Annotated in this window: 17 protein-coding genes; 8 read left to right on the top strand and 9 right to left on the bottom strand. The window is 43.9% G+C overall.

Features of this window, described 5'->3' with window-relative positions; translation table 11 throughout:
* Nucleotides 1–18 precede the first annotated feature (18 nt).
* Nucleotides 19–972: a site-specific DNA-methyltransferase gene (locus tag HY064_05845; protein MBI3510166.1), complete on the top strand. Its 954-nt coding sequence runs from the start codon at nucleotides 19–21 to the stop codon at nucleotides 970–972.
* Between the two features lie 197 nt (nucleotides 973–1,169).
* Here the strand turns inward: HY064_05845 and paaI are convergent, their stop codons facing one another.
* From paaI to HY064_05825, 4 genes are all read right to left on the bottom strand, one after another.
* Complete coding sequence (paaI, locus tag HY064_05840) at nucleotides 1,170–1,601, bottom strand: hydroxyphenylacetyl-CoA thioesterase PaaI (GenBank protein ID MBI3510165.1); 432 nt, start codon at nucleotides 1,599–1,601, stop codon at nucleotides 1,170–1,172.
* A 146-nt stretch (nucleotides 1,602–1,747) separates the two neighbouring features.
* The gene (locus HY064_05835) at nucleotides 1,748–3,214 is read right to left on the bottom strand and encodes a hypothetical protein (protein MBI3510164.1); all 1,467 of its coding nucleotides are present in this window, start codon (nucleotides 3,212–3,214) and stop codon (nucleotides 1,748–1,750) included.
* A 10-nt stretch (nucleotides 3,215–3,224) separates the two neighbouring features.
* Complete coding sequence (locus HY064_05830) at nucleotides 3,225–3,386, bottom strand: hypothetical protein (GenBank protein MBI3510163.1); 162 nt, start codon at nucleotides 3,384–3,386, stop codon at nucleotides 3,225–3,227.
* The gene (locus HY064_05825) at nucleotides 3,361–7,071 is read right to left on the bottom strand and encodes a T9SS type A sorting domain-containing protein (protein ID MBI3510162.1); all 3,711 of its coding nucleotides are present in this window, start codon (nucleotides 7,069–7,071) and stop codon (nucleotides 3,361–3,363) included. Before HY064_05825 ends, HY064_05830 begins: the two co-directional genes overlap by 26 nt.
* A 354-nt stretch (nucleotides 7,072–7,425) precedes the next feature.
* On the opposite strand from HY064_05825, the gene HY064_05820 reads away from it, so the two are divergent.
* From HY064_05820 to HY064_05810, 3 genes are read left to right on the top strand one after another with little or no spacing between them, the layout of a single operon-like run.
* Complete coding sequence (locus HY064_05820) at nucleotides 7,426–7,806, top strand: 30S ribosomal protein S6 (GenBank protein MBI3510161.1); 381 nt, start codon at nucleotides 7,426–7,428, stop codon at nucleotides 7,804–7,806.
* Nucleotides 7,807–7,823: 17 nt separating this feature from the next.
* Nucleotides 7,824–8,093 (top strand): 30S ribosomal protein S18, encoded by a 270-nt coding sequence (locus HY064_05815; protein ID MBI3510160.1) that lies wholly within the window; start codon nucleotides 7,824–7,826, stop codon nucleotides 8,091–8,093.
* Nucleotides 8,094–8,106: 13 nt separating this feature from the next.
* Complete coding sequence (locus tag HY064_05810) at nucleotides 8,107–8,556, top strand: 50S ribosomal protein L9 (protein MBI3510159.1); 450 nt, start codon at nucleotides 8,107–8,109, stop codon at nucleotides 8,554–8,556.
* 271 nt (nucleotides 8,557–8,827) lie between these two features.
* On the opposite strand, the gene HY064_05805 is transcribed toward HY064_05810, so the two are convergent.
* Nucleotides 8,828–10,066: an ABC transporter permease gene (locus HY064_05805; protein ID MBI3510158.1), complete on the bottom strand. Its 1,239-nt coding sequence runs from the start codon at nucleotides 10,064–10,066 to the stop codon at nucleotides 8,828–8,830.
* Between the two features lie 320 nt (nucleotides 10,067–10,386).
* On the opposite strand from HY064_05805, the gene HY064_05800 reads away from it, so the two are divergent.
* Genes HY064_05800 through HY064_05790 form a run of 3 tightly spaced genes read left to right on the top strand, consistent with a single transcriptional unit; the run spans nucleotide 10,387 to nucleotide 13,998 of the window.
* Nucleotides 10,387–12,654: an aconitate hydratase gene (locus tag HY064_05800; protein MBI3510157.1), complete on the top strand. Its 2,268-nt coding sequence runs from the start codon at nucleotides 10,387–10,389 to the stop codon at nucleotides 12,652–12,654.
* Complete coding sequence (locus HY064_05795; GenBank protein ID MBI3510156.1) at nucleotides 12,654–12,860, top strand: RNA-binding S4 domain-containing protein; 207 nt, start codon at nucleotides 12,654–12,656, stop codon at nucleotides 12,858–12,860. The genes HY064_05800 and HY064_05795 overlap by 1 nt, the downstream gene beginning before the upstream one ends.
* Before the next feature lie 19 nt (nucleotides 12,861–12,879).
* The gene (locus HY064_05790) at nucleotides 12,880–13,998 is read left to right on the top strand and encodes a DUF4421 family protein (GenBank protein ID MBI3510155.1); all 1,119 of its coding nucleotides are present in this window, start codon (nucleotides 12,880–12,882) and stop codon (nucleotides 13,996–13,998) included.
* 161 nt (nucleotides 13,999–14,159) lie between these two features.
* On the opposite strand, the gene HY064_05785 is transcribed toward HY064_05790, so the two are convergent.
* From HY064_05785 to HY064_05775, 3 genes are all read right to left on the bottom strand, one after another.
* The gene (locus HY064_05785; GenBank protein ID MBI3510154.1) at nucleotides 14,160–16,391 is read right to left on the bottom strand and encodes a DPP IV N-terminal domain-containing protein; all 2,232 of its coding nucleotides are present in this window, start codon (nucleotides 16,389–16,391) and stop codon (nucleotides 14,160–14,162) included.
* A 33-nt stretch (nucleotides 16,392–16,424) separates the two neighbouring features.
* Nucleotides 16,425–16,694, bottom strand: coding sequence for a DUF493 family protein (locus HY064_05780; protein ID MBI3510153.1), 270 nt, complete (start codon nucleotides 16,692–16,694; stop codon nucleotides 16,425–16,427).
* 160 nt (nucleotides 16,695–16,854) lie between these two features.
* Complete coding sequence (locus HY064_05775) at nucleotides 16,855–17,214, bottom strand: RNA-binding S4 domain-containing protein (GenBank protein MBI3510152.1); 360 nt, start codon at nucleotides 17,212–17,214, stop codon at nucleotides 16,855–16,857.
* 122 nt (nucleotides 17,215–17,336) lie between these two features.
* On the opposite strand from HY064_05775, the gene HY064_05770 reads away from it, so the two are divergent.
* A complete protein-coding gene (locus tag HY064_05770) occupies nucleotides 17,337–17,885 on the top strand; it encodes a hypothetical protein (GenBank protein MBI3510151.1) in 549 nt (182 codons plus the stop codon).
* A gap of 32 nt (nucleotides 17,886–17,917) precedes the next feature.
* Here HY064_05770 and HY064_05765 read toward each other — a convergent pair whose 3' ends face one another.
* A complete protein-coding gene (locus tag HY064_05765; protein ID MBI3510150.1) occupies nucleotides 17,918–18,340 on the bottom strand; it encodes a hypothetical protein in 423 nt (140 codons plus the stop codon).
* Nucleotides 18,341–18,349 lie beyond the last annotated feature (9 nt).

Raw genomic sequence — 18,349 nt, 5'->3', positions numbered from 1 at the left:
GGGGCGAAAACTTCCGCAATGAAAAAAAGAGCACCGCGAAACCGTACGCTCACTTTGCTTCCTCCCGAGAAAAAAAAACTCAGGAAGAGAATTCTTTTTTTCAATAACGGAACGATACTCACAAAAAAAAATATTTCCGATAAAACTATTTGCGCCGACTTGCTCAGCGTGGTCAATCATCTTCCTGAGCGTTTTGCCGATCTTATTATCGTTGATCCACCTTACAATCTCAATAAAGATTTTCACGGTTATCGTTTCCGCAATTCTTCCGACGAAAATTATCTCAGTTATCTCCGCTCCTGGTTCCCGCGCATTGTGAAATGTTTGAAACCAAACGGCTCACTTTATCTCTGCGGTGACTGGAAAAATACGATGATGTTGCAACAGGTGATGTCGGAAAATCTTTTTGTGCTTAATCGGATTACGTGGCAGCGTGAAAAAGGCCGCGGCGCTTCGAAGAACTGGAAGAACGGAATGGAAGATATCTGGTTCGGTGTGAGGAATGAAAAAAAATATTTTTTCGATGTCGATGCAGTAAAACTGAAACGCAAAGTCATTGCGCCTTACAAAGTGAATGGGCAACCGAAAGGATGGGAAGAAACCGAACACGGAAATTTCAGAATGACTTTCCCTTCTAATTTCTGGGACGATATCACCGTTCCGTACTGGTCCATGCCGGAGAATACCGATCATCCGACGCAGAAACCGGAAAAACTCATTGCTAAACTCATTCTCGCAAGTTGCCCGGAAAACGGAATTGTTTTCGATCCGTTCGTTGGTTCAGGAACGACTTCCGTTGTTGCAAAAAAACTCGGCCGGCATTATTGCGGCATCGAAATGAACGCCGAGTATTGCTGCTGGGGAGAAAAAAGAATTTTAAAGATCAAAAAAGATAATTCCATACAGGGATATCATGATGGATTTTTCTGGGAACGCAATTCGCTCAATGGAAAAGTGAAGAGGAAAAAGTAAGCAGAAGTCAGAAGCGGAAGTCAGGATAATAATTAGGGCATCTCTAAAAACACAGAAATGGAAGGCGGGCAGGTGTGAAAATAATCAGTGAAGATCTGTGGCAATATTATTTTTTGTTCTACTGAAATCTCCTTTGTAAAAAAGAGAGTGTATCAATTGTAGCGGCAAAAGGAAGCAGCGGCAGTTAGAAAAAAAAATTATTCCGCAGCAGGAAACCAATCCTTGCTCATGCGGTAAACAGTTCCTTTAAACAGCGCAACAATTTCTTCTTTCTGATTTTTTACTGTGATGTGATAAACGGCAATTTTATTCGACCTGCTTTTTTCTTCTGCAACGGCAGTGATCACGTCGCCTTCGTGCAATTGTTCGAGATGAGAAATGGAAGTTTCCACCGACACTGCTTTTTTTCCGTGGCTGTTCGACGCGAACGCGAGCGCGCTATCCGCGAGCGAGTAGGTGATGCCCCCGTGCGCGATCGCAAATCCGTTGAGCATTTCTTTTCTCACCGTCATTTTAAGAATGCAACTTCCCGGTTCCACTTTCAACCGTTCTATTCCGAGCCATTGGGAAAACCAATCGTTGTCGTACATTTTTGAGACAACTTTTTCAGCGAGTTCGTTTTCTTTCATGTTACTAAATGCTAAACACCTACGAAAGTACGAAAGGAATTATTGTATGGAAGATGAACTTTTCCGCTAACAGAATTTTGGCTAGGTTTCCGTTTTTCGTATCAATTCGTATTTAGTAACTTTTAGTAGAATTTTCGTATTTCGTACTACTTAGGATCATCCCATGTATCGGTGCAAACAAAATGTTCGCCGTGCAGGAGAAAATGTTGCCGGCCAATCACGATCACATCACCGTCTTTCAATTTATCGAGATCATAAATATCCTGCGTCAGTGTGTGAATGCTTCCGCCGGTTTGTCGCGCGAGAAAAAGATAATCAGGATTTACTGCAACGCGCGCACCGCAGAGAATAATGTGAACCGGCCTGCCTATCTTATCGGCGAGTTCGAGATCGCGCGGCGAAGAATAATTATCTGCGATAAGCACAACGTCGCTCACCGAATTTATTTTATTCACGCCGTAAATTATTGCCTCAAGATCATTTTCCGGAATATCACCGCCATTCCCGTTTTTCATTGCAAGTTGAGCGGTGTTGAGGATCGTATCGAAAGAATCAGCAGTACACATATAAATGCCTCCCGTACTTCCGATATTTTTTTTCTCTGTTTTTTTTCCGTCTCCGTCGTTGAAAAAAATACAGGCCGCAATTTTTTTCTGCGATGTCAATGAAGAAATGATGGAAAGTGTTTGAGCGGTGTACGGCGACATGCTCGATGTGACGTCGGTAACGATGATCGTATTTTTCCAGTTGTTGCGGTGAAAAGCGGAGAGTACAACTGAATCGGGATCATTGGGATTCAGCTTGAATTCATTTTCTGCTTCCGGTTTTGCATAATGATCTTCCAGGCTCCAGATGCGCACGAGTTTATTTCCGTTTTGCGCCTGCTCAGTTACTCGAATGGAAGAATGTTCCCTGTTGTTATATCGCGCATCGATCACGCTGAGTCCCCTGTACGAAGGCCGGAGGTATCTCCACAAACTGTCTTCCGGGATATTCCGGTCGAGCGTGATCTTCGATCCATCGGGAAGTGTGAGAATTTTATCGCCGGTGCGAATGCTGTCGGAATGAATTCCTGAACTTCCTTTCTTATCAACCGATCTGAAAATATTTTCGATATAACTGAATTCGTTTTTTAATTCTTCATCGGAAGAAGCCGGGCGATAATAGATGACGAACCCATGAAAAAAAGTTCTTCCTGTTTCAGGTGAAGTTGCGCCGGTTTGTCCCACGAGTTGCCATTCGGTAAGAGCAGAAGAAAAAATTCCGGGATCAAGTGCGAAAAGATTTTTCAATCGCTGAAGATTCAGTTGCTGCTGATTGAACGAAGAAGAAACGGCGAATGTGGTGTACACGAGCTGAACTTTGGTGATGATAAGTCCGCGCAGATTCGTTATTTCTTTTTCATTAATGAAATCTGCTTTTGCGAAGGGTGTTTCCAGTTTTAAAAATTCTGTTCCTGAAATTGTATCGGGAAAAAATCGTTCTGTTTTTTTCTGGTTGACGGAAAGAGAATATTGCGCACGATTATAATCCTGTTGCGATGCCGGCGCAGAAATTCCGGTCAGCGGAACGAAAACGAAAGACAGAAAAAAAATAATACCGCTTCCCCGCATGGATCTGTGGTTATAATTGAATAACGCTGAAATCGGAATAAAGATACGTGCAGGGATAAATGCAGGAGAAAAAAAATGCTGCTGAAACATCTCCATAAAAAAACCTCCCGGTGAAAGGAGGTTTTCCTGGCAATAATTTCAATGATTTATCGTTCGATGGAAACTTTTTCATTCACTGAAATTCCATTTGCAGTTATACGCATCACATAAATTCCGGTAACTAATTCTGCAGGAGATTCCACTGTGATAATATCGCCGTAACTGTATGCATAAGATTGCGCATAAACGAGATTCCCGAGCAGGTCGAACATTTCTATCTGAGCACTGCCCTGGTCGTTACCGAATGAATTCAGACTTACGTTGAATGATCCGTTGGGCGAAGGATTCGGATAGACACTGAAAGAAGCTGCATCGGAATTTCCATTCGGATCATCGGGCGCAGCATATCTGAGCGCCGATGCTGTGGTGATCGTACAAACAGTTCCATAAGCGCCCCACACACCAGCGACGTATGCAGAAATATCTACGTTGTAAGTGGTGTTCGTGAGAAGCCCGGTGAATGAACTGATCCGGTAGTAGGTTGAATTATTTCCTCTCGTTAAAATCTGGCTGTAACCGAGGCCGGCATTCGACATGCGGATCTTGTAATTGGTTGCAGTGGTAACAGCAGAGTAATAAAGATTAGTAGCATTCGTTACACCGGTTGCTCCGCAGGAAGCGCCCGTCAATTGTGAAGTTGGTGTTGGTGGTGTAGTGAGTGTGCATACATTTCCATAAGCTCCCCAAACTCCCCCTACGTAAGCAGAGATATCTACATTGTAAGTAGTGCTGTATAATATTCCTGTGAAAACACCAAGATTGGTATAGGTAAGATTATTTGTTCTTGTAACGACCTGGCTGTATCCCAATGAAGCATTCTGTACACGAATGTGATAATTGGTTGCGCCCGATGTTGCGGTCCAGTAAAAATTCTGCGTCATTGAAGTGAGTGTTGCCCCGCACCATGTTGGAGTAAGCATAGATCCCGCACAATTATTTATCGTGACGGTAACTGTAGCTGTGTTCACACATCCGTTTCCATCTGTTCCTGTTACAGTATAAGTTGTTGTTGCCACTGGAGAAACTGAAACACTTGCACCGCTCATCGATCCGGGATTCCAGGAATAGGTTGTTGCACCGGTTGAAGTAAGCGTAGAAGAATTTCCTGAACACATGCTTGCCGGACTTGCAGAAGCGGTTACAGTTGGCAAAGGATTTACAGTTACGGTTGATGTTGCTGTACTGGTGCAACCATGAGCATCGGTAGCAGTAACAGTGTAAGTAGTAGTAGCGGCCGGACTTACAGAAACAGAACTTCCGCTGAGAGAACCGGGCATCCAGTTGAAAGTTACCACTGCTGTTCCGCCTGACGATCCTGCTGTAAGTGTTGTTGAAGATCCGGCGCAGATTGTAGCGTTGCCACCGGTTGAAGCGACGAGAACGGCTGGTTCAGTAATAGTGAGGGTTTGTGTTACAACACAACCATTGGCATCGGTCACTGTCACCGTGTATGTTCCCGGAGAAAGTCCGGATGCAGAAGCAGCCGATCCGCCACTCGGTGCCCATGAATAAGTATAACCCGGTGTTCCACCTGAAGCAGCAATAGTAGCTGATCCGTCATTCGCCCCGTTACAACTTACATTTGACTGTGAAGAAACAGATGTTGTGATAATTGTTGGTTGAGTAATGGTAACAGTTTGCGTGTGCGTGCATCCGCTCGCGTCGGTGATCGTGCATGTGTATGTCGCTGCAGCAAGGCCGCTGGCAGTTGAAGCAGTTCCACCGCTTGGTGACCAGGAATAAGTTAATGCACCGGTTCCGCCGGAAGCAGAAACTGTAGCGGATCCGGATGATCCGCCGAAACAAGTATTGTCGGTTTGTGATGAGATTGATGAAAGAATTCCTGATGGCTGAGTAATAGTTGCAGTTTGCGTATGCGTGCATCCGTTCGCGTCAGTGATCGTACAGGTATAGGTACCCGCGGAAAGAGAAGTTCCTGTTGCAGCAGATCCACCACTTGGTGACCAACTGTAAGTGAATGCGCCGGTACCGCCGGAAGCGCTCACTGTTGCAGAACCATCATTTCCTCCATTGCATGTTACGTTGGTTTGAGAAGAAATGGATGAAGTAATTGCAATAGGTTGAGTAATGATCACTGTTTGCGTTGCAGTATTTCCGCATTGATTTGTGACGGTGCATGTGTAAGTTGCGGCGGTCAATCCGGAAGCTGTTGCCGCAGTACCACCGGATGGAGCCCATGAATAAGTGAAACTACTTCCACCACCAGCAGTTATTGTTGCACTTCCATCACTTCCGCCATTACAACTCACATTAGTTTGTGAAGAAAGTGAAGCGGTAGCAAAAGTGCACATCAGGTAATCTCCGTAAAAAATATCTGTGCTTCCTGCAGAAACAAGATTTGCTGTTGCAGCAGAAGGATCAAAATCTGCAGTGCCGGAAAAATATCCTGCTACAATAAGATCGCCGGAAGAATTCAGAGTAATATTATTTCCGGCATCGCCACCGGTTCCTCCAACTGATTTTGCTGAAACATAAGCACCGGAAGAATTATACATGGCCATGAACGCATCGGTTGAGCCGGCAGAAATAAGATTTGCATTCGCAGCAGAAGGATCGAAATCTGCAGCGCCGGTATACAAACCTGTTGTATATGAATTACCACTACCGTCAACCACCAATCCGGATCCCTGGTCAGTGAGTGTTCCACCCATTTTACCAGCCCATACATAAGCTCCGGCCGAAGAATATTTCCCAAGAAAAATATCACTTCCTCCTGCAGAAACAAGATTCGCAGTTCCGGCACCCGGATCAAAATCGGCTGTTCCGTTAAAATATCCGTTCAACAAAACATTATTACTTCCATCAGTACCAATTCCGCTCGACTGATCAGCAAGAGTTCCACCGATCCTGTCGGCCCACAAATAACTTCCTGAAGAATTATATTGACCAAGAAAAATATCGGTAGCTCCGGCTGAAGTAAGATTGGCAACCCCGGCAGAAGGATCAAAATCTGCAGTTCCATTGAAAGTGCCCGTGAAGTCTATATTGCCGCTGCCATCAATAGCGATACGACCGCCCTGATCCGAACTCACTCCTCCCATTTTTTTTGCCCAGATATAATTTCCGGAAGCATCATATTTGGCGAGGCAGGCATCAAACGATCCGAAAGAAACCAGGTTTGCTGTTCCTGCACCAGGATCAAAATCCGCCGTACCGAAAAAATATCCGGAGATGATAATATTTCCACCCGAATCAAAAGCAATTCCTTTTCCCTGGTCACCACCGGTACTGCTTCCTATCCTTTCTGCCCAAACATAATTTCCTGAAGCATCATATTTCGCAATAAAAATATCAGGTGTGCTTCCACTTGCAGAAGTAAGATTGGCTACACCTGCACCCGGATCAAAATCTACCGTTCCAATGAATCCACCGGTAACTACAATATTGTTGGAACCATCAATTGCAAAATCACCGGGCGAATCACTATTTGTCGATCCGAGGCCAAAAGCCCAGGTGTAATCTCCAGTGGAATTATATTTCGCAATGAAAATATCAGTACTGCCGGCAGAAATAAGATTGGCAGTCCCGGCACCGGGATCAAAATCTGCTGTGCCGCTGAATGTACCGGCCACGATCACATTTCCTGCGCCGTCTGTTTTATTTACCATTCCCTGGTCTGCTCCGGTTCCGCCAACACCTTTAGCCCAAACATAACTCGGAGACTGGGAAAATAATAAGGAACTTATTGCTGTAGCAATTAATAATGCAGTTCCCCTGAAAGAAGTAAGGTTTTTCATAATTATTATTTTTAAGATCGTTATTATTGAAAAATACCGCGTTCAGGAGGGAATGAAATAACGCTGTAATTACTCAACATATACGATCAATAGGGTTCGAAGGTTTGACTGCGAAAGTAGGCATTTTCAACTCTTACGAACTGATTATGGTTTTACATAAAACTGATGCTTTTCATCCGGATTCAACAGATGGATTTTTTGACTGGCGGTGCAATATTATTTTCCTTATTAATTGCATTTCAAAGCATCCTTATTGCCGGATTCCATGAAAATAGTACCTTTGCCGTCCCTTGTAAAAGAGGGAAAATGCCCGGACAAGGTGTCGGGGTATCAAATTAAAATCAAAAACAAATCATGTATCACTACGAAACCGTCTTCATTTTAACTCCCGTTTTGTCTGAAGAACAGGCAAAGGAGGCGGTGGGCAAGTTCCGCAAGTCTGTAAAAGACCTCAGCGCAACTATCGTTCATGAGGAATCCTGGGGCCTGAGAAAGCTGGCTTACCAGATCCAGAAAAAGTCCACCGGCCATTACCATTTGTTTGAGTACACTGCCAAAGACGGCAATGCACTTGCTGAACTCGAAGTAACTTTCAAACGCGACGAGCGCGTGCTTCGTTTCCTTTCTGTGAAACTCGACAAGAACGGAACTGCTTATGCCGAGAAACGCCGCGCAAAAGCAAAAGCGAAAAAAGATGCCGCAAAAGCTGCGGAGAAAAAAGAAACCGCTAACTAATCTCAACAAAGAAAGTCATGGCAGAAAATACATCAGAGATCCGCTATCTCAATCCTCCATCTGTTGAGGTGAAAAAGAAAAAGTATTGCCGCTTCCGTAAAGCAGGCATCAAATACATCGATTACAAAGACGCCGACTTCCTTCTGAAGTTTGTGAACGAGCAGGGAAAATTACTTCCCCGCCGACTGACCGGAACATCCGTAAAATTCCAGCGAAAAGTGAGCACCGCGGTTAAACGCGCACGCCATCTTGCTTTGCTTCCTTACGTAGCTGATCAACTTAAATAAGGAGGAACGAAACATGGAAGTAATTCTCAAACAGGATATCCGCAATCTCGGCTATAAAGACGACGTTGTGAACGTGAAACCGGGTTACGGAAGAAATTACCTGATCCCGCGCGGACTTGCATTGCTTGCCGATGCATCAGCGAAAAAAGTGCATTCAGAAAATGTGAAACAACGCGCACACAAAGAAGCCAAGGTGAAAGCCGAAGCCGAAGCGAATGCAAAAAAACTTTCTGAAATGACCGTGAAGGTTGCAACCAAAGCAGGTGAAAACGGAAAAATTTTCGGATCAGTTACCGCGGTGCAACTCAATGAAGGCCTTCGTCAACAAGGATTTGATGTCGATCGCCGAAACATCACTATTGAAAATGCTGATACCGTGAAAACACTCGGTGTGTATAACGCAAAAGTCCGTTTACATAAAGAAGTTGTTGCACAATTCAAATTCGAAGTGGTAGCGGAATAATTTAAAACTCTTTTAAAAAGAAGGCTGTTCGGAAGAGCGGCCTTTTTTTATTCGGGAAGAATTAGATACTAAATGCGAAACAGGAAACTTTTTGACATTCAAATGAATCAGACTGAGCATCGGGAATGCCTTGCAAATGCTCCGTTTTTAATAATGGAGCGCTTGCAATCATTGTTATACAACTCTTAATCGATATAAACTCTAATTATTGGAAAAATTGAGATGTTAGTTTCCTGATTAAAGAAGTATAATTTTTGAATCCTCGAATTTTTTATTCGTACCGCAGCGCCTCTATCGGATCCAGCTTTGATGCTTTGATGGCAGGATAAATTCCGGAGATGAGCCCGACGAGAAAACAGATGGCCAGTCCCAGCGCGATCCATAACCACGGCGTAACAAAATGCGACTTCATGAAAAATGCAAGAATGCCTCCGAGAGAAAGTGCAAGAATAATTCCGAACAATCCGCCGATCTGTGTGATGAGAATGGCTTCGGTTAAAAACTGATTGCGAATAGAAGAACGTGTTGCACCAAGCGCTTTTCTTATTCCTATTTCACGTGTGCGCTCGGTCACCGACACGAGCATGATGTTCATCAAACCGATCGCAGCACCAAGCAATGTGATGATGGCCACGATCGTTGCCCCCATACTTACATAACGCAGATTATCAATCAACGTTGTCGCAATGTTATCGCTCTTCGTGATCTCGAAATTATTGTCTTCGTCGGGATCTACTTTGCGGATGATGCGGAACAAACCGGTCGCTTCGCTGATCGTGTAATCCATGATAGCGGAATTGCGCGCGAGAACATTTACCGTGAAGGTCATATCGGGCCGCGAAAAATATTGCCGCACATTTTCTATTGGTAAAAGCGCCATTTTATCGCCGCCGAATCCCATCGCATTTCCTTTTGATGCGAGTGTTCCTATCACGCGGTATTTTCCGTCGCCCACGCTCAATTCTTTTCCTATCGGATCCACTCCTTTAAAAAGATTCACCACCATGTCGTGGCCAATGATCACTACATGATCGCCGGAGAGAATTTCATTCGCGGTAAAATTTCTTCCGCCCGACAGTTCGTATCCTGAACACGCAAGATAATTTTCATCCGAACCGATGACCTGTACATTCGGGTTACTTTTTTTCGATTTGTATTTCAGTGTTGCGTTGAACGAAGCCATCGTGGAAACAGAAACAGTAGCAGGAAAATCGAAACGCTTCGAAAAATCCATCGCTTCTTTGTAAGTAATGGAACGGAATTTCTTCGGGCGTTTTCCTCTCCTGCCCACGCGTATGCGCGTTTCCTTGTTGCGTATCGTGAATGTGTGCGCGCCCATGCTCGTGAAGTTGCTGTTGAGTGATCCTTTCAGCACATCGATCGACGTGAGAATTCCCACGAGCGCGGTAATGCCGAGTGCAATGATGAGCATCGTGAGAAATGCGCGCAGCGCTTGTCCGCGAATGGACGACCAACTGCTGCTTAGATTTTCACGGAATGCAAAATTCATGGTGTGAAATTAGGGAATTGTTGTAAGTTTTCAGTTTTCAGTTCCGGCGAAAAAAAAGAGAATCAGAAGTGATGAAGGTTTGAGTCCATAGCCCGGGCAGAAGCGTTTTACCCCGCAGCGGATGAAAGTTCACAGGAAAAAAACATAGCGAGGAGTAATAGCGATGACCGGAGCAAAAGAGAATTTAAGGCTACGCTGTTCCGCTCCAAAAAAAATCAGAAACGAATTTCTATTTCAAATTTACTCAATTCCCACGAAACGAATTTGTAAATTTGTTCTCCTAATCCTCAAAAAAATAAATCACAAAAAAATTCTGCTCTATGGTTTTCGATCTCGACATGATTAAAAAAGTTTACGCCGCTCTTCCTGCAAAAGTTGAAGCTGCACGCAAACTTGCCGGACGCCCGCTTTCTCTAACTGAAAAAATTCTTTATGCGCACCTTGTAAATGCATCTCCGTCGAAAGCTTACGAGCGCGGAAAAGATTATGTCGATTTCAATCCCGATCGTGTGACCATGCAGGATGCAACTGCGCAAATGGCGTTGCTGCAATTTATGCAGGCGGGAAGAAAAAAAGTGGCGGTGCCATCTACCGTTCATTGCGATCACCTCATCACTGCGAAGATCGGCGCAGGAGAAGACCTCACTTTTGCGACTAAAGAAAATAAAGAAGTGTACGATTTTCTTTCTTCCGTTTCCAACAAATACGGAATTGGTTTCTGGAAACCGGGAGCCGGGATCATTCACCAGGTGATGCTCGAAAATTATGCATTTCCCGGAGGAATGATGATTGGAACAGATTCGCACACGGTGAATGCCGGCGGACTTGGTATGATCGCGATCGGTGTTGGTGGAGCAGATGCGTGCGATGTGATGGCCGGACTTCCGTGGGAATTGAAATGGCCGAAACTCATTGGTGTAAAACTCAACGGAAAATTAAACGGATGGACCTCGCCGAAAGATGTGATACTTAAAGTGGCAGGAATTCTCACAGTAAAAGGAGGAACGGGTGCGATCGTGGAATATTTCGGTGAAGGAGCGACCGCAATGTCCTGCACCGGAAAAGGAACGATCTGCAATATGGGAGCGGAGATAGGCGCAACAACTTCCACTTTCGCTTACGACGATTCGATGGAAAGATACCTGCGTGCCACCTCGCGCGCAGAAATTGCAGATCTCGCGAACAAAGTGAAAGAACATCTTACTGCCGACGCAGAAGTGTACGTATCTCCGGAAAAATATTTTGATCAGGTCATTGAAATAAATCTTACCGAACTCGAGCCGCACATCAACGGTCCGTTCACTCCGGATCTTGCAACACCTGTTTCTCAAATGAAAGCGGCTGCAGAAAAAAACGGCTGGCCGAAAAATGTGGAAGTAGGTTTGATCGGTTCGTGCACGAATTCTTCCTATGAAGATATTGCGCGTGCGGCTTCTCTCGCTGAGCAGGCGGCTGCAAAAAATCTGAAACCGAAATCGGTTTTCACGATCACGCCGGGTTCTGAGTTGGTGCGTTACACGATAGAGCGCGATGGATTCATTGCCACATTCAACAAAATAGGCGCGCACGTTTTTGCAAATGCATGTGGCCCGTGTATTGGAATGTGGAGCAGAACCGGAGCCGACAAAAAAGAAAAAAATACAATTGTTCATTCGTTCAACAGGAATTTTTCTGCGCGCAATGATGGAAATCCGAATACGCATGCGTTCGTTGCATCGCCGGAGATCGTTACGGCGCTTGCTATTGCGGGAGATCTTACTTTTAATCCGCTGACCGATTATCTCATCAATGAAAATGGAGAAAAAGTAAAACTCGACGCACCGAACGGAGATGAACTTCCGAAAAAAGGATTCGATGTAAAAGATGCAGGTTACCAGGCGCCGGCAACTGACGGAAGTAATGTGGAAGTAAAAGTTTCTCCCGATTCAAAACGGTTGCAGTTACTCGATCCGTTCGCAGCGTGGGAAGGAACCGATCTGAATAATCTGAAACTGCTCATCAAGGCAAAAGGAAAATGCACAACGGATCATATTTCCATGGCAGGACCGTGGCTGAAATTCCGCGGGCATCTCGATAATATTTCGAACAACATGCTCATCGGCGCTACGAATTTCTTCAATGAAAAACAAAACAGTGTGAAGAATCAGCTGACCGGAAATTATGATGAAGTGCCGAAAGTGCAGCGTGCCTACAAAGCAGAGAAGATGGGATCCATTGTTGTGGGTGATGAAAATTACGGGGAAGGATCATCGCGCGAGCACGCAGCCATGGAGCCGCGTCATCTGGGTGTGCGTGCTGTGCTCGTGAAATCGTTTGCGCGCATACACGAGACGAATCTGAAAAAACAGGGAATGCTCGCATTGACATTTTCGAATAAAGAAGATTACAATAAGATCCGTGAAAATGATTCGATCGATATCACCGGGCTCACCACGTTTGCGCCGAACAAATCACTGGCGCTCGTTCTCCATCATGATGATGGAAGTTCAGAAGATATCAGCGTGAATCACACGTACAACGCGCAGCAGATCGAGTGGTTCAAAGCGGGAGGAGCGCTGAATATTATAAGGGCCGGGGTAAAAATCTGATGGAAAAATTCAGGATCGAAGGCGATCACATCGAGCTGATCCAACTGCTGAAAGTGATCGGCCTTGCTGATACCGGCGGACAAGCGAAAGTCATGGTGGAAGAAGGATTGGTGAAAGTGAATGGAGAAGTGGAACTCCGCAAGCGCGCGAAGCTTCGCGCGGGCGATCGTGTGCAGGTGGGCGAAGAAATTTACGCGATGGAATGATTTTCTTTTTTTAATTTCGATGAGCAAAAAATCCCGGCTGAAAAAATTCTCTCATATTATTTTTCTTTCGCTCCTTATTCCGCCTGCACTTTTTTCACAATCTGCGCGAAAGGAAAAACGTGATTCCATTCTTCAGTATCGCAGGACGATCGATACGAATTACGTTCATCTTTATCCCGATCGTTTTATTCTTACACTTTCCAATTCCTACCGCTCTTACAATATTCTCCAAACGCAAACGATGACGAAAGATTCACTCGGAGTGAGCGCACCGGAAATGATCTCGAACGCAAATAAATCGACAGGCGCTTCCATCGACCTCGATAAAATTTCTGTTTCATTCGGATTGAGAACCGTTCCTTCGACTGCCGATCAGTTAAAAAAAACAGGAGAGACCAAATACAGTACATTCTCATTCGGTTTTTCAGAATACCGTTTCCGTTTTGAAACAAGTTACCGGAAGTATGAAGGATTTTACGATAATAAAACTTCTACCTACGATACTTCTTTTCACACGACTGGAATTTACTGGCAGAATCCGAATATGCTTGCACGTTCTTACAAGGCAAAAATTATCTGGATCCGCAATAAGAGAAAATTTTCCTATGGCGCTGCGTATTTCAATACCGAGCGGCAATTGAAATCTGCCGGATCATTTTTACTCATCAGTAATATTTACAATTATCTTTTCAGCGCCGATTCCTCCCTGCTTCCATTTGCTGCACGTCAATACTATGGTGAATACGGTTATGTGAACCGTTTCAACGCAACAGGATTTTCTTTCGGGCCGGGTTACACCTACAGTCTTGTGATAGTTCATTCTTTATTTTTGAATCTCACGCTCACCGGCGGCATCGATGTGCAGCATCGCGATCTTGATGCTTTCCAGGACGGGCGTGTAAAATCATATTGGAAAACAGGGGGAGCGGGAGATTTTCGCGCTGCACTCGGATTGAACCTGAAATATTTTTTCATGGCGTGGACCTTCGCCGCCGATTACAACAGTTACCAGTTCACGAATTATAAATTCCAACCCAGGTATTTTTCTGTTGATTTCAATATGGGTTATCGTTTCCATTTCCGCGAACGCCGCTGGTTGAAATGGCTCAAAGCGAATAAAATTTATCAATGGTTTTGAGGAGTACGAAATACGAAACTCACGAACTACGTAATGCGAAATCCCGAATGAATTCGGGAAAAAGTTACGCAATACAAATAGCTATGAAAACCCTCGCGCAAGATTGCTTCTCCCGATTAAAATCGGGATCGTAATGACCACCGCACTTTCGTTTTTCGTACTCAGGTATTCGCAATAATATAATCACTCACTTTCGTCAGCAAATGAATCCGGTCTTTCCCGCGCACGTTGTGTTCGTGTCCCGGGTAAACATAATAATCGGTCTGCACTCCTTTATCCACGCAGGCTTTTGTGTACAGCAGCGTATGTTGCCACACCACCACATTATCGCTCGTGCCGTGGATCAATAATAATTTTCCTTTTAAATTCTGCACATAATTTTTCAGATCAGATTCTTTGTAACCTTCCGGATTGGTTTGCGGCGTATCCATATAGCGTTCGGTGTACATCACTTCATAATAACTCCAGTCGATCACTGCTCCACCCGCAACTCCGCATTTGTAAAGATCGGGTGTGCGCGTCATAAGCGAGGTGGTCATGAATCCACCGTAACTCCATCCGTAAACCGCCATCCGGTTTTTGTCAATGTATTTCAGCGAATGCAGAAAATCATTTCCTTTCTGCTGATCGGAAATTTCCTGCGTACCGAGATGACGGAAGGTTGCCTGCTCGAATTTCATTCCGCGATTTCCACTTCCTCTTCCATCGACCGTGAAAATTACAAATCCCTGTTGCGCCATGTAATAAAGAAAAAGATCCGATCCCCCGAGATAAGAATTCGTTACGAGCTGAACATTCGGCCCATTGTAAACATAAGTGAGCGAACGGTATTGCTTAGTGGAATCAAAATCCGCAGGCATGATCATCCTGCACCAGAGTGGAGTCTGTCCGTCTGCTGCGGTGATCGTGAATAATTTCACCGCGCAGTTTTTATAGGATGCAAGTGGGTTTCCGGAACGTGATAAGGTCAATAATTGTTTTCCGTTCGATGCATCGGCTACCCATTGCATTCCGGGAACCGTGCTGGAAGAAAAATAATCGATGAAATATTTTTTGTCGGAAGAAAAAATTGCGTTGTGTGTTCCGGGATCATTGGTAAGTTTTTTAACCTGTGGCGCAGCAGGATCGAGTGATGCTGCGTAGATCTGTTTATCGCAGGTGTTCAACGGGGCGCCCTGGAAAAATATCCATTTCCCTTTTGCATCGAATCCATAAACATCGGTCACTTCCATTCCCATTCTCAGTTTCAGAACAGAAACTTCAATGGTCTTCGTGAGATCGGAAATTATTTTTCCGTCAGTTGTGCAGAGTAATAGATGATCGAGCCCTTCCGGATTTTCTTCCGAACACAATTGCCTCTGCCAGATGAATTCATCGTCATGCCCTGGAATAAAAACGAGCGGATGCATGGGATGAACATATTTCGGATCGGTTTCTTCGAATAAAGTTTTTTCAAATTCACCTGTCTCTGCATTATAACGATTCAACCACAAATGATTCTGATCGCGATTAAGAACAGAAATGTAAACATGTTTGTTGTCGGGACTCCACGCAATATTTGTGAGGTACTGATCTTTCGGTTCACCGGTTTTCAGGAAAACAGTTTGCGAAGTATTGACATTGAAAATTCCAACAGTAACCTGGTGCGAAGTTGCGCCCGCCATCGGGTACTTGATCACGCTCATGCTTGCAGGTTGCGTGGTAAGATCGTAGATCGGGTAATCGGTTACCATGGTCTGATCCATTCTGTAAAATGCAAGTAAATTCCCTGATGGCGACCAGAACGTTCCTTTTGTAATTCCGAATTCTTCGCGGTGAACGGATTTTCCATTGACAATATTAATGTTGTCATCTTTTGTAACGGGAAGTTTCAGATAAATATTATTGCCAGTTAATTTATTCACATAAAGATTATTTGCGATCGTGTAAGCGATGTTCCCGCTCTTCGACGACTCGTCCATGTTCTCCACAGTTTTATCTCCCGCGAGTGATAATATTTTTCCGCTGAGTGATTTCTTTTTTACATCATAGGTATAACGCGAACTTTTGGCGTCGAATGTAAAAGTGGAAGAGGACGTCCATGTGATCGAAGGAAAAGATTCGAGTTTATTTTCGCGGAAGAAAGCAAATTTATTATTGAGATCATCGAGCGAAAGAATGGTATTTGTTTTTGAAGAACCCGTTCCATGAATGGAAACAAGTGTTTCCGAATTATTTTCTTTCAGAATATAATATTCATCATCCGTTCCCGGGATCCAGTTGAGTTGTTCGAGATTGGAAGGATACAACCCGGTGTAATAGCCGAAAACTGCATCGCGCACAGTTAACATTTTATCCTGTGCGAAGAGTGAAACGGAAACGAAAGTGAGTGAGAGAAGAATTGATTTTTTCATGGTGATTGTGAATTGAAATTTTGAAATTAAAGATCAGAGCGAGATGATTCCTTCTATAGCAGATGCTTTTTTGTAAATGTCAATGACCGATTCGGCCGAGAGCATGACTTGTTTCGATGTGATGCTGGTGTATTTTCCATTGGAAGAAGGATGAAGCGAAATTTCTGCATCGTCTTCGAAGAAACCCTGCACGATCGCTATTTTCTGGTTGTTGGATGGAATGATGAATTTGAACATGTAAACCTGGGGCCAGGAATTCTTTTCCAGTTTCATTTTCAGCTCATCGAAGTTAAATTCAGCCATACGCCGGTTAGTTGTTCAAAGATAGCTAACAGGGGGGAGGATTACGAATCATACAAATATGCGGATTACAGAAAGGGTGGTTCGTTGGATTTTGATTAAGTATTTGTTTCAAATTTTTTTTCAATCTGTAATCTGTATCCCGCAAGATCCGTAATTCTCCCTACAACAGGCCATCTAATCTTCTGCGATCCTTTTTTGTAGGGCGGCCTTTGCCGGTGAAGAAAACAGGAGGCCCCATTTCTTTCATCATTTTCAATCGCTCATATTCTTCCGGAGAAGTGAGGTCATCATAAAAATCTTTTGCAACTTTTCCCGCGATGCGATTCTTCGGAAAATCTTTTACACGGATAGTTTTTGTAATCACACCCGATTTAAAATTTATTTCGTCCCCGGCTTTTATTTCTTTTGAAGCTTTTGCCGCTTCACCGTTCATTTTTATTTTTCCTCCTTTGCACGCGTTCGATGCATGCGTTCTCGTTTTGAAAATGCGCACACACCAAAGCCATTTGTCTAACCGCATAGATTACAGATATATTGATTACAAATTACAGATTAATTGTTTTCAACCGGAGCGGTCGTTGCTCAATTTGTAATGGAGTAATCTGTAATTCAGTCTTTGTATATTGGGGCACTATAAAAAATATGGAGATCATTCCCGGCACGATCATCGATCACGAACATTATGGCAAAGGGAAAGTCATGGAAGAAAAAAATTTTTCCTGGCTGATCGATTTCGGTAAACGAGGTGTTATAGAAATTGTAAAACGGAATGCTGATCTGCTTACGCTCGTTGCATTGCCCGGCGAAGAAAAAAATAAAAATCAAATTGACATGGAAGAACTGGAAAGAACATTACGCAAAGTACTCGAAGACTACAGCGATATTTCAATGAACATTGAGCTCGGTGGAAAATGGGAAGGAGGAACACTCCTCATGCAGCCAGCCGACACTTCGCTCAAACCGAAAGAAATTCCGATCGAAACTTTTTTTCATAAGATCGTCATGCTGCGCGACCGCCTGCGTGTGCTCGAACAGAAGATCAACGCGCACGCGAAACTTTCTGACGAAGAAAAAGTGGATATGCAGCAATACATCACAAAAATTTATGGATCGCTTACTACGTTCAATGTTCTTTTCAGGAATAAGGAAGATCAGTTTGAAGGAGAAAAAACAGAAGGCAGTAAACAGTAGGCAGTTGTTAGCGGCAGAAGAAAATTAACGACTCATTTATTTTTCTTTTCTTTTTCTTTCTTTGCATAAATAATTTTCTCGAGGTAAATATCCATCTCCATCAACTGCACAGGGGAAACCACTCCGTTCTTTTCTGTTTTTGAATATTTGAATTTCCATCCGTCCATGTGTTTGTAGTAATGCGCCTCGCGTGATGTATCGGAAGGAACGAGTTTTATTTCTCCTTCCGGAGTAATCTTCCATTTCCCATCTGCAGTTTTTTTAGCTGAGTTTCTGAAAGTGGAATCGGCGCCGGTAATGAAAGTGCTGTCGGCTTTAAGCAGCAAGAAAGAAACAGAAGTTCCTTTTTCACCGGCATCCACAAGGAATTTCCATTTGCCAACATAAGTAGAATCTGTTTGAGAATGGAGAATGGAGAATGGAAGGAGGAGAAATAAGAATAGAAACTTTTTCATGAATAAGGT

The sequence above is a fragment of the Bacteroidota bacterium genome (assembly GCA_016194975.1).
Classification (GTDB): domain Bacteria; phylum Bacteroidota; class Bacteroidia; order Palsa-965; family Palsa-965.
Note: the sequence above shows the minus strand (reverse complement) of the source record. Positions and strands in the feature narration are given on the sequence as shown.

Excerpts from the sequence above, each read along its gene's own strand:
- HY064_05845 (MBI3510166.1), top strand. The coding sequence starts at position 19 with ATGAAAAAAAGAGCACCGCGAAACCGTACGCTCACTTTGCTTCCTCCC.
- paaI (MBI3510165.1), bottom strand. The coding sequence starts at position 1,601 with ATGAAAGAAAACGAACTCGCTGAAAAAGTTGTCTCAAAAATGTACGAC.
- HY064_05835 (MBI3510164.1), bottom strand. The coding sequence starts at position 3,214 with ATGCGGGGAAGCGGTATTATTTTTTTTCTGTCTTTCGTTTTCGTTCCG.
- HY064_05830 (MBI3510163.1), bottom strand. The coding sequence starts at position 3,386 with ATGAAAAAGTTTCCATCGAACGATAAATCATTGAAATTATTGCCAGGA.
- HY064_05825 (MBI3510162.1), bottom strand. The coding sequence starts at position 7,071 with ATGAAAAACCTTACTTCTTTCAGGGGAACTGCATTATTAATTGCTACA.
- HY064_05820 (MBI3510161.1), top strand. The coding sequence starts at position 7,426 with ATGTATCACTACGAAACCGTCTTCATTTTAACTCCCGTTTTGTCTGAA.
- HY064_05815 (MBI3510160.1), top strand. The coding sequence starts at position 7,824 with ATGGCAGAAAATACATCAGAGATCCGCTATCTCAATCCTCCATCTGTT.
- HY064_05810 (MBI3510159.1), top strand. The coding sequence starts at position 8,107 with ATGGAAGTAATTCTCAAACAGGATATCCGCAATCTCGGCTATAAAGAC.
- HY064_05805 (MBI3510158.1), bottom strand. The coding sequence starts at position 10,066 with ATGAATTTTGCATTCCGTGAAAATCTAAGCAGCAGTTGGTCGTCCATT.
- HY064_05800 (MBI3510157.1), top strand. The coding sequence starts at position 10,387 with ATGGTTTTCGATCTCGACATGATTAAAAAAGTTTACGCCGCTCTTCCT.
- HY064_05795 (MBI3510156.1), top strand. The coding sequence starts at position 12,654 with ATGGAAAAATTCAGGATCGAAGGCGATCACATCGAGCTGATCCAACTG.
- HY064_05790 (MBI3510155.1), top strand. The coding sequence starts at position 12,880 with ATGAGCAAAAAATCCCGGCTGAAAAAATTCTCTCATATTATTTTTCTT.
- HY064_05785 (MBI3510154.1), bottom strand. The coding sequence starts at position 16,391 with ATGAAAAAATCAATTCTTCTCTCACTCACTTTCGTTTCCGTTTCACTC.
- HY064_05780 (MBI3510153.1), bottom strand. The coding sequence starts at position 16,694 with ATGGCTGAATTTAACTTCGATGAGCTGAAAATGAAACTGGAAAAGAAT.
- HY064_05775 (MBI3510152.1), bottom strand. The coding sequence starts at position 17,214 with ATGCGGTTAGACAAATGGCTTTGGTGTGTGCGCATTTTCAAAACGAGA.
- HY064_05770 (MBI3510151.1), top strand. The coding sequence starts at position 17,337 with ATGGAGATCATTCCCGGCACGATCATCGATCACGAACATTATGGCAAA.
- HY064_05765 (MBI3510150.1), bottom strand. The coding sequence starts at position 18,340 with ATGAAAAAGTTTCTATTCTTATTTCTCCTCCTTCCATTCTCCATTCTC.